At 54.8% G+C, this 10,030-nt stretch carries 10 protein-coding genes; 2 read left to right on the forward strand and 8 right to left on the reverse strand.

Going from position 1 to position 10,030, the window contains the following annotated elements:
• Positions 1-25: 25 nt before the first annotated feature.
• The 8 genes from menE to AAIG39_RS06710 all read right to left on the reverse strand — a co-directional run bounded on the left by menE (position 26) and on the right by AAIG39_RS06710 (position 7,916).
• Complete coding sequence (gene menE, locus AAIG39_RS06675; protein WP_090085282.1) at positions 26-1,381, reverse strand: o-succinylbenzoate--CoA ligase; 1,356 nt, start codon at positions 1,379-1,381, stop codon at positions 26-28.
• A complete protein-coding gene (gene menC / locus AAIG39_RS06680) occupies positions 1,378-2,343 on the reverse strand; it encodes an o-succinylbenzoate synthase (RefSeq protein WP_343193453.1) in 966 nt (321 codons plus the stop codon). Before menC ends, menE begins: the two co-directional genes overlap by 4 nt.
• On the reverse strand, positions 2,343-3,200 hold the full coding sequence (menB, locus tag AAIG39_RS06685) for a 1,4-dihydroxy-2-naphthoyl-CoA synthase (RefSeq protein WP_249569231.1): 858 nt from the start codon (positions 3,198-3,200) through the stop codon (positions 2,343-2,345). Before menB ends, menC begins: the two co-directional genes overlap by 1 nt.
• Entirely contained in the window at positions 3,197-3,973 is a 777-nt protein-coding gene (gene menH / locus AAIG39_RS06690; protein ID WP_343193454.1) for a 2-succinyl-6-hydroxy-2,4-cyclohexadiene-1-carboxylate synthase, read from the reverse strand. The genes menB and menH overlap by 4 nt, the downstream gene beginning before the upstream one ends.
• Positions 3,970-5,640, reverse strand: coding sequence for a 2-succinyl-5-enolpyruvyl-6-hydroxy-3-cyclohexene-1-carboxylic-acid synthase (gene menD, locus AAIG39_RS06695; RefSeq protein WP_343193455.1), 1,671 nt, complete (start codon positions 5,638-5,640; stop codon positions 3,970-3,972). The genes menH and menD overlap by 4 nt, the downstream gene beginning before the upstream one ends.
• A 71-nt stretch (positions 5,641-5,711) precedes the next feature.
• A complete protein-coding gene (gene menF, locus AAIG39_RS06700; RefSeq protein WP_425503267.1) occupies positions 5,712-7,010 on the reverse strand; it encodes an isochorismate synthase MenF in 1,299 nt (432 codons plus the stop codon).
• Between the two features lie 85 nt (positions 7,011-7,095).
• Positions 7,096-7,401, reverse strand: coding sequence for a stress response protein ElaB (gene elaB, locus AAIG39_RS06705; RefSeq protein WP_039079901.1), 306 nt, complete (start codon positions 7,399-7,401; stop codon positions 7,096-7,098).
• Positions 7,402-7,454: 53 nt separating this feature from the next.
• Entirely contained in the window at positions 7,455-7,916 is a 462-nt protein-coding gene (locus tag AAIG39_RS06710) for a GNAT family N-acetyltransferase (RefSeq protein WP_039079900.1), read from the reverse strand.
• Positions 7,917-7,988: 72 nt separating this feature from the next.
• Between AAIG39_RS06710 and rbn the strand changes: the two genes are divergently transcribed.
• Both rbn and AAIG39_RS06720 read left to right on the forward strand, forming a co-directional pair.
• A complete protein-coding gene (gene rbn / locus AAIG39_RS06715; protein WP_343193456.1) occupies positions 7,989-8,906 on the forward strand; it encodes a ribonuclease BN in 918 nt (305 codons plus the stop codon).
• Positions 8,907-8,983: 77 nt separating this feature from the next.
• Positions 8,984-10,009, forward strand: coding sequence for a chemotaxis protein (locus AAIG39_RS06720; RefSeq protein WP_039079898.1), 1,026 nt, complete (start codon positions 8,984-8,986; stop codon positions 10,007-10,009).
• Positions 10,010-10,030 lie beyond the last annotated feature (21 nt).

Genomic DNA, 10,030 nt, shown 5'->3' on the forward strand with positions numbered 1-10,030 from the left:
AACTGGAAAGCGCCACGCAAAAAATCTACAGTGCGGCGACCCATAACTGTAGTGCATGGCGTGATATTTTAATCCCGCCGGACGAGAGATGCTCCGGCAAGCGCAACCACGCAACGGGTTGTTGAAAACGCGCGAGCTTATCCTGTACCCAGGCGCTAAACTGCGAGAGTTCGACGGCGTCATCGCACTCCACTACCGCCACAGGTCGATGACCAAATTCGCGGTCCTCACGTGGAATAATGAATACCTGCCGGATTTGCGGGTGCGCCATGATGACACGCTCCACTTCCTCAGGCTGGATACCTTCGCCGCCGCTGAAAAACAGATTATCCAGTCGTCCCAGAATACTCAGACGACCGTCGCGCAGTACACCTTTGTCACGGGTGGCAAACCAGCCCTCATCATTGAGCAAGGGCAGTAATTCCCCGTCACGCCAGTAACCTGAGGCCATACTGTCTGCCCGCAGCCAAATCTCATCGTCAACAATACGCAATGCTCTTCCCGGCAGCAGATAACCGACATCAGGCCGGCCATCTGCCTCTTTCCCGCATACCGTCGACGCAAACTCCGTCAGGCCATAGCCACACCAGGTACGCACACCACGCTCACGCGCATGTTCAGTCAGATCGACCGGGATCGCCGCACCGCCCAGCAAAACGGCTTTGAGCGAAATATCTGCTGCCTCATTCAACAGGCGCCACAACTGCGTAGGCACCAGCGACGCATGGGTACATCCCTGCAAAGCCTCTGCCAGAGTGCTCTCAGAGACAGTTAAGCGCGCGCCTGCCAGCAACCAGCGCCACAAAACTCCCTGCCCGGACACATGGAACAGCGGTAGTGACAGCAGCCAGTCATCTTCTGGCGCGAAAGGAATCATCGCCAGCACCCCTTCTGCGCTGGCAAGGTGCGCTGCGCAGGTATGAACCGCCGCCCTGGGTAAACCTGTCGAACCAGAGGTGAGCGTCATCGACGCCAGACGTTGTGGCTGCCAGTCGACGGTATAAGGTTGGGCAACAGGTCGCAGTTCAAGCGGCGACAGACCCGCAAAGGTGTTGCCATCGGCCAGATTAACGTCAAAACGCAACGTCAGGGCTGGAAGCAATGTCTCCAGCAAAAGCGCGGGCAATTGAGGGTTGATCGGCAGTATACGTGCGCCACACTGCAGTAAGGCCAGCCACGCTAACACCACGTTGGGTTGGTTTCGCCCACGGAGCATCACGCCATCGCCCTCGCTTACCCCCTGGAGAGCAAAACCGGCGGCCAGCGCATCAACACGTACACACAGGTCACGCCAGCTTAAGGTCTCATCCTGCAAGCGAATAGCCGGCGCATCGCCACGCATTTCGCACCAGTAATGCCATGGCCAGGTATTGAACCTCATAGCAGGGCTTCCAGCGTCTCAACGCTATGGCAGGGTAATGGGCTATCCGGCCAACGACGCACAAGCTGAGCCTGCATCAGGCTTAACGTATCGAGACCCGGAATGGTTTCAGGGGTGAGCCATGCGGCAATGCGTGCCAGTTGGGTCAGGCCAAGGCTGGACTCGATTGACGAGCTGATTACCGCCGTCATACCCAACTGCGTGGCCGCTGTCACCTGCGCCTGAACCTTCTCAAGACTTCCGGTTAAGGTGGGTTTAATGACCACCGCACGTACGCCTTCTTCACGCTCGAAAGTGAAGTCAGCGTCACGTAAACTTTCATCCCAGGCAATGGCTATCCCCGTTTCGCGGGCGAAGGCGCGAGAATCATCACGCGTTTTACAGGGCTCTTCCAGAAAAGCAATGCGGTCACGGTAATCCGGATTCACATACTTTGCGAATTGCTGCGCTTTGAGCGGCGTCCAGGCACGGTTAGCGTCCAGACGCAGGCGCAAGTCAGGCATCGCCTCCAGCAGCAAATTTGCTACCATGCCATCGCGCACCGCTTCATACAGGCCGACTTTCATTTTCGCCACTTTTTCGCCCAGCATGGCAGCCAGTGCGGCAAACAGTTCGTCAGGATCGCCCGTACACAGTATCGCGGCACGGTAGTCCGCCGCCTGCGGCAACGAGCCGCGCAGTTCCGCCAGCGCACAGCTGATACCAAAATCAACCGACGGCAATCCCGGCAGCAGATCGCCATACCCCGCTCGCCACTCCCGGGCCCAGCCACAGGCTGCGGCTGTAGCCTCCTCAAGAGACTCCACGCTAAATCCCGGCAAAGGCGAAATCTCGCCCCAGCCTTCACGCACGTCGTCCCGTAGATGAATAAACAGCCCGTCACGGGTTTTCAGCCGCCGGTCACGCAGTACGACGCCCGCGTCCATCGTTATCTGCCAGCGGTAAACTTGCGCGCAGCGCATTACGGGTTCCGCTTAAATTTGCTGAAGTCCGGCTGACGTTTTTCGTTAAACGCATTGCGGCCTTCCTGACCCTCTTCGGTCATGTAGAACAGCATGGTGGCATTACCCGCCAGTTCCTGCAGACCTGCCTGCCCATCACAGTCGGCGTTCAGTGCCGCTTTCAGGCAACGCAGTGCCATCGGGCTGTTCTGCAACATTTCACGGCACCAGCGCACAGTCTCCCGCTCAAGCTCAGCAACAGGCACCACCGTATTGACAAGCCCCATATCCAGCGCCTCTTTGGCATTGTACTGGCGGCACAGGAACCAAATTTCACGCGCCTTTTTCTGACCGACGATACGCGCCATATAGGATGCGCCCCAGCCGCCGTCAAAGGAGCCCACTTTCGGACCGGTCTGGCCAAAGATAGCGTTTTCCGCCGCGATCGTCAGGTCGCACATCATGTGCAGTACGTGGCCGCCGCCAATGGAGTAGCCTGCAACGGCCGCCACCACCGGTTTCGGGCAGGTACGAATCTGACGCTGGAAGTCCAGTACATTCAGATGGTGTACGCCGGAGTCATCCTGGTATCCGCCGTAATCGCCACGGACTTTCTGATCGCCCCCCGAGCAGAATGCCTTTTCGCCTTCACCGGTCAGAATGATCACACCGATGTTGTCGTCATAGCGCGCATCAGCCAGCGCCTGAATCATCTCTTTAACGGTCAATGGACGAAATGCGTTGCGCACATGGGGACGATTAATGGTGATTTTGGCAATACCATCTATCGATTTGTGATAACGAATATCGGTATAACCTTCAGAGCAGTCTTGCCATTCAATCGGTGCGTACAGCATGGTTTCATCGGGATAGATCATAGTGTGCCCTTTATATCGAGACGCAGAATTTGCGCCAGGCAGTTCGCCACGCCATCGGGGCGTTCCCGATGCGCGTTATGCCCGGCGTCAACAATTACATGACAGTCCGCGCTAACCTCAGCTGCCAGCGCGCGAAATTTACTGTCAAACTCACCACATAAATAATGAAATGGAAAAGGCGCCTTTTGCAGCGCAGAGCGTAAGTCCGGTTGTACGGCAAGCGAGGTCGCTTCCAGCATAGTAGCCAACGCCGGGCCATTATTCTGGCTACGTAACGCCACCAGATTTTGCCGTTGTTCCCCACTCAAAGACGCAAAAACCTGTTGTTGATACCAGTCGTTAAAAACGTCAACAAGCGGTTCCACGCGAAATCGCTGCGCCCATTGTCCATCGGAGAGCAGGCGTGCCTGTCGAGCAGTCGCATCCGTCAGCCCCGGATGTCCCCCTTCAACGATCAACCCTAATAGCCCCGCTGGCTGCGAACAGGCAAAGTGCATCGCCACCCGTCCGCCCAGCGAATATCCTATCAGCCAGTATCTTAGTATGTTGTAACTATTAAGAGTGTCACACAGCGCTTCGTTTAGCTGTCTGAAGGATGCCACGCTGATCTCCGCCGAATCACCGTGGCCCGGCAGGTCAATATACAAGCGTGGACATGCTGTGAAGCGCTCACCGATGGGTTGCCATTCACGGCTGTCACCCGAAAAACCGTGCAGAAAAATCAGCCACGGCTTTTGCGGCTCTCCTGGCATGGCTCGCGCATTAAGGATCACAGCTGACTTACCTGCGCGAGCAACTGTTGCAGCGTATGCGCGCCGTCAGTGTCTTTCACCACCAGCTCGATCAGCGTTGTCCCCGCTTTACTCCATGCCCCCACCAGAGCTTGTTCAAGCTCATCCCAGGTTTGGGGATTATGATATTTCAGGCCAAACATCGCCGCCGCATGCTCAAAACGCACATGCTGGGGCATTAGATAAAATTGTTCACGCTCGCTTTGCGGGGTCGGCAATAGTGAGAAGATCTGCCCGCCGTTGTTATTGACCACAATCAACACCATCGGCGCAGAAGCGTGGCGCAGTAATGCCAGCGCATTCAAATCGTACAAGGCAGACAAGTCGCCGACGATTGCAAGCGTGGGCCGCGCCGCGCCGCGCTGTACCCCTGCGGCAGTAGAAATCAGACCATCGATACCGCTCGCGCCACGGTTGCTATAGACCGGATAACCGGCCGGTAGCTGTCCCAGCGCATCCACCAGACGGACCACCAGGCTATTGCCGAGGAACAACTGCCCCTGATCCGGCAGATACTTTGCCAGCCGATGCGCCAGTTGCGCTTCGCCAAAGGTTTCACACTGACGGTCAACCGTCTGCCACGCCTGAGCGGATAATTGTGGGATTTCAGTACACCAGGGTGCGCGTGCTTCTGCCGGATGCAGCTCCAGCCACTCGGCAATACCGGAAACCAGACGGCGACCACGGTGGTGCGCTGGATCAAGCCGCCCGGCAACAGAATCTATTAGCCAGTACTCCTGCGGCTCGCAGGTCGCCTGCCACTGGAGCAATCGCTTACCGGTCAGACTGCTACCAAGTTGAATAACAATATGTGCGGTTTGTAGCTCACTTACCGCACGAGCGTTGCCCAGCCACAGGTCGGCGCACGGCAGCGGTTGTCCGGTTTGTGAAAGGACATCGCCAATAAGTGGCCAACCGAGCATTTTAGCCCATGCGGCAACCAGCTTGCCTTCGGACGCACTCATTCGACCAGCCACGACCACGCCGCGTTTCTGCCGCCAGAAAAACCAGTCGCGTTGTTTCGCACTGCCGATATGTAAATCTTCGCGCAGCCAGGGTTTGTCGCCCTGCCACCAGTCGCCGGGCGCTTGCTGCCAGGCAAGTCCCGTATCATCCATTTCACCGTACAGCGGTTCAGCAAACGGGCAGTTAATGTGCACCGCGCCAGTCTGAGCGGACGCCATAAGATGATCGACAGCTGAAAGCAGCCAACGGGCGGGAATGTCCAGCGACGGACGCGGTAGCGCCAGCGATTGCGTCGGGTGCGACGCAAAGATCCCCGGCTGGCGTATTGCCTGGTTGGCACCACAATCAATGAGTTCGGGAGGTCTGTCGGCGGTGAGAAAAATCAATTTTTCCCCGGTGAGGCTGGCTTCAATCAACGCCGGGTAGAGATTTGCTACGGCTGTACCAGAGGTGACGATGAGCGCCACCGGGGTGCCGCTCGCTTTTGCGAGACCGAGTGCAAGATGCCCCAAACCACGTTCATCAAAATGCGTATGATGGATAAAGGACGGATTTTCTGCCGCCGCCAGCGTCAGCGGCGTGGAACGGGACCCCGGCGCGATACAAACATGTCGCACGCCGTGGCGCGTTAAAGCTTCAAGAATCACCGCGGCCCAGCGTCGGTTAAAAGCACTCACTGACATAAGTTTGTCCAGTATCAATATTGTGGCTTAGTATAAAGAATCGAAAAGAGTAGATTTTTGATATGGGTCGGTTATGCGTGTTTCATTATCAATAATGAACGCAATCCCGCCGCTTTATTTTCGATTTCCTGCCATTCCATTGTCGGGTCGGAACCTGCCACGATCCCCGCCCCCGCGTATAAACGCACAGTGGTATCACTGATTTTTGCACAGCGTAATGCGACACAGAACTCGCTTTGTTTAAGCGACAAATAGCCCGCCGAACCGGCATACCACTCACGCTCAAAGGGTTCATGCTGCGTTATAAAGGCACGCGCCGCCAGACGGGGCAACCCGGCTACCGCGGCAGTTGGCTGGAGCAGCGTTAAACACTCTGCATCATCTTTATGATGCATTTCGGTCCAGATACAGCGCCGCAGATGTTGCACTTTACGCAGTCGAACAATTTGCGGTGGCAACACATCCAGCGTTGAGGTTGCATGCTGTAATCTCTGACAGATATCTTCGACGACCAGCATATTCTCGCGCTGGTTTTTGTCGTCATTCATTAACCAGTCACCCAGCTCAGCAGCCCGCGTATCATCTGTATCGTTAGCGACGGTCCCTGCCAGAGCTTCGGTACGCAATGATCTCCCCCTTCTGCGCCACAGGCGTTCAGGAGACGAACCCAGAAATGCGTTGTGGGGGGCAAAGGCGATAAAAAAATGAAAGCAGTGATGGTTAAGGCGACGGCTCGCCGCCATCAGGGCAGCAGCATTCACCGGTTGGGAGAAACGGTAATCCGTGGCACGCGCAAGTACGACCTTGTCCATCTCACCGCGCGCAATCGCCTGCGTTGCCTGGGTAACCAGCGCTTCCCAGCCCGATTGTTCCGGATAGTGTTGCTGTGAAACCAGCTCCATCTGCACATCTGGCAGCGACTTCACGCGAACCAGGGCATCAATAAATGCACGTGCCTGCGCAACATCGCCGCGTTGTGCTGTGTCATTCATGACAATAAGACGTAAGGATGCCCGTCCCGCTTCCCGGCACCATTCGAGACGCGGCAGGAATAGCTCGCCTTGTTGAGGGTCAAAAGCATTCAGCCCCCAGATACGCAGATCGTATTCGGCATTGTCGTTGAGGAAATGTTGGGCTTCTGTCAGCGAGGTAAAACGCAACACCTGACCCAATGCAGCAGCTTCATCTTCACCGCTACGTTGCTGCCAGTAGAATTGTGGAAAGCAGGACTGACTGGCTAAAAAAGTCAGTGGGTCGAAAGCGTCATTGAGGGCAAAGGCAACGTCAAAGACGTAAAATCCAGGTGAGTTAGCATCAATGCCGGATAATTTCTCGCGTAACTGCTCCAGCGCAGCTGAAATGGAATGCACGCAACCCCCTCCCGCTCAAAAACGCTTAGTATACGGGGTGACTGCGAAAATTAGCAGTACCCCCGTTTAGGGAGGGGATTTTTTATTAACGACGGGCCAGCAGTAACCCTAAGACAAGGCCTACAGAGGCACCTACGCCAATACCATGCCAGGGGTTTTCGTGAACATAATCATCCGCGCGGTAAACCGCTTTTTTCGCCCGATAGTAATAGGTATCAGAAGCGCTACTGACGCGGTTTTTCACTTCATGCAGAGCCTGCTCTGCGCGCGCTTTAAGCTCAATATATTTCTGGTCAGCGGGATCGCCTGAGGAGCGTAACACTTCTTCCAGCGTCTCGCTCAGCAGGGCCAGGTCATCATCGATACGTGAATCATAAAATTGATTAGACATCGGTTTTCTCCATGTTATGTACCTGTCCGCTAACTATAGACAATCACCGCCGGTTACGCCTGGCGCACTTCCCGCGCCATTCCGATGTGCAAAATGCCATCCTCGTCATAAACATCAGTCACCGGAACAAAACCAAAGCGGGCATAAAAATGTTGCAAATGAGCCTGCGCCCCCAGATACAGCGCATGCTGCGGCCAGTGTTGCTGGCAAGAAGCCACCGCACGTTCCATCAATTGGTACCCCAGTTTTTCACCGCGAACCTGCTCACTGACAATCACCCGCCCTATCACAACCGGCTCCAGATCGTCTTCACTTTTCAGAATCCTCGCATAAGCCACCAGCTGATTTTCTTTCCAGCCGAGCAGATGGCGGTTTTGACCGACCAGGTCATCGCCATCAACATCAAGGTACGGGCAAGTTTGTTCAACAATAAAGACTTCACAGCGCAGCTTAAGCAGGGCGTAAAGATCAGCGACGGTTAATTCAGAATGGTGCAGGTCCTGCCAGCGAATCATGATGTGCTCCTTATTTGGTGTGACCTCGTTATACTAAATGCTTTGCCATTAACGCAAAGGGCGTAATGCATTGTGGAACTGATTTTTCTTGGCACCTCGGCGGGCGTGCCGACGCGCACGCGTAATGTGACTGCGATATTGCTCAATTTGCAGCATCCGACACAGGCTGGCCTGTGGTTATTTGACTGTGGTGAAGGGACACAGCATCAGTTGCTGCGAACGTCATTTAATCCCGGCAAACTGGATCGTATTTTTATTACCCACCTGCATGGTGATCACCTTTTTGGCCTGCCAGGACTGCTCTGTAGCCGTTCCATGGCAGGTAATGCACAACCGCTGACGATTTATGGGCCGAAAGGGATTCGCGAATTCGTGGAGACCAGCCTGCGTCTGAGCGGGTCGTGGACCGACTATCCACTCACGATTGAAGAAGTCAGCGAGGGACAGGTAGTGGATGATGGTTTACGCCGCGTAACCGCTTTCGCCCTGAACCATCCGGTAGAGTGTTATGGCTATCGTATTGAGGAGCATGACAAACCGGGCGCCCTGGATGCGCGGGCATTAACTGCCCTGGGCATACCGCCCGGGCCACTTTTCCAGCGTCTCAAAAACGGTGAAACGGTGACCCTCGCAGATGGCCGCATTATTCACGGTGAGGATTTCCTCGCCCCGGCAACACCCGGAAAAAAACTGGCCATTTTTGGCGATACCGCCCCCTGCCCTGCCGCGCTGCAATTGGCCCAGGGTGTCGACATGATGGTACATGAGGCCACGCTGGAATATGCCATGGAGGAAAAAGCAAACAGTCGCGGGCACAGTTCAACGCATCAGGCGGCACAACTGGCGCGGGATGCAGGAGTGGGCAGGCTCATTATAACCCACGTCAGTTCCCGCTATGATGCCGAAGGAAGTCAGCATTTACTTAGTGAATGCCGTACAATCTTTGCGCAAACCACCCTCGCAAAAGATTTTTATACCATTGCGCTATGATGTGATATTGCGCACTCTACTTTTTCCGCAATGTGCCGATAACAGTCTTACCGCAGCCATTCCACATTGAGGGCACCATGGATAATTTCCAGAAAGATATTGATGACAGGGCGAATCTTACCCTGTCGAACCGTTTTGAGCTGTTGCTGTTTCGTCTTGGTGCCTCGATGAAGAACGAGAAATCAGAACTTTTCGGCATAAATGTTTTTAAATTGCGTGAAATCGTTCCGATGCCGACGTTTACCCGTCCTGCCGGGATGAAACCGCCATTAATGGGTATGGTCAACATTCGTGATCAGGTGATCCCGGTGATTGATCTCTCCGCAGTTGCAGGCTGTAAGCCTGAGACTGGCCTCAATATTTTGTTAATTACAGAATATGCCCGCAGCGTGCAGGCGTTTGCGGTAGAGTCGGTAGAGAATATTATTCGTCTGGACTGGAAACAGGTTCATACGGCAGAGAAGGCCATTAACGGCCAGTATATCACCAGTATTGCCTGCCTTGACGAAGACAAAGACAGTAACAATCTGGCGATGGTGCTGGATGTTGAGCAGATTCTTTACGACATTTCACCAGCGGATCACGATCTGCACGGCAACCATCTTCCGGATAAGAAGTTCAATATCAAACCCGGTGCCGTCGCGATTGTGGCAGAAGACTCTAAAGTGGCGAGAGCAATGCTGGATAAAGGGCTGCAGGCGATGCAGATCCCTAACACGATGCACATTACCGGGAAAGACGCCTGGGAGCGTATTCAGGTACTCAGCCAACAGGCAGATGCCGAAGGCGTCCCTATCAGCGATAAGATTTCGATGGTACTGACGGATCTGGAAATGCCGGAAATGGACGGCTTCACCCTGACCCGTCTGATTAAGAGCGATCCGCGCCTTAAGCACATTCCGGTAGTGATTCACTCCTCGCTCTCCGGTAGCGCCAACGAAGACCATGTGCGTAAAGTTCAGGCCGATGGTTATGTGGCGAAGTTTGAAATTAACGAACTGTCGTCGGTCATTCAGGAAGTGCTTGAGCGCTCAGCGAGTCATATCACCGGACCGCTGGTGAGTGGACAAAAAATCATGTCCAGACCGCTACTGGCAAAATAATTTAATCGTTTTTCTTTCAGA

Origin of the sequence: Phytobacter palmae, from assembly GCF_039409775.1 — a bacterium.
Lineage (GTDB): Bacteria > Pseudomonadota > Gammaproteobacteria > Enterobacterales > Enterobacteriaceae > Phytobacter > Phytobacter palmae.

Excerpts from the sequence above, each read along its gene's own strand:
- menE (WP_090085282.1), bottom strand. The coding sequence starts at position 1,381 with ATGAGGTTCAATACCTGGCCATGGCATTACTGGTGCGAAATGCGTGGC.
- menC (WP_343193453.1), bottom strand. The coding sequence starts at position 2,343 with ATGCGCTGCGCGCAAGTTTACCGCTGGCAGATAACGATGGACGCGGGC.
- menB (WP_249569231.1), bottom strand. The coding sequence starts at position 3,200 with ATGATCTATCCCGATGAAACCATGCTGTACGCACCGATTGAATGGCAA.
- menD (WP_343193455.1), bottom strand. The coding sequence starts at position 5,640 with ATGTCAGTGAGTGCTTTTAACCGACGCTGGGCCGCGGTGATTCTTGAA.
- elaB (WP_039079901.1), bottom strand. The coding sequence starts at position 7,401 with ATGTCTAATCAATTTTATGATTCACGTATCGATGATGACCTGGCCCTG.
- AAIG39_RS06710 (WP_039079900.1), bottom strand. The coding sequence starts at position 7,916 with ATGATTCGCTGGCAGGACCTGCACCATTCTGAATTAACCGTCGCTGAT.
- AAIG39_RS06720 (WP_039079898.1), top strand. The coding sequence starts at position 8,984 with ATGGATAATTTCCAGAAAGATATTGATGACAGGGCGAATCTTACCCTG.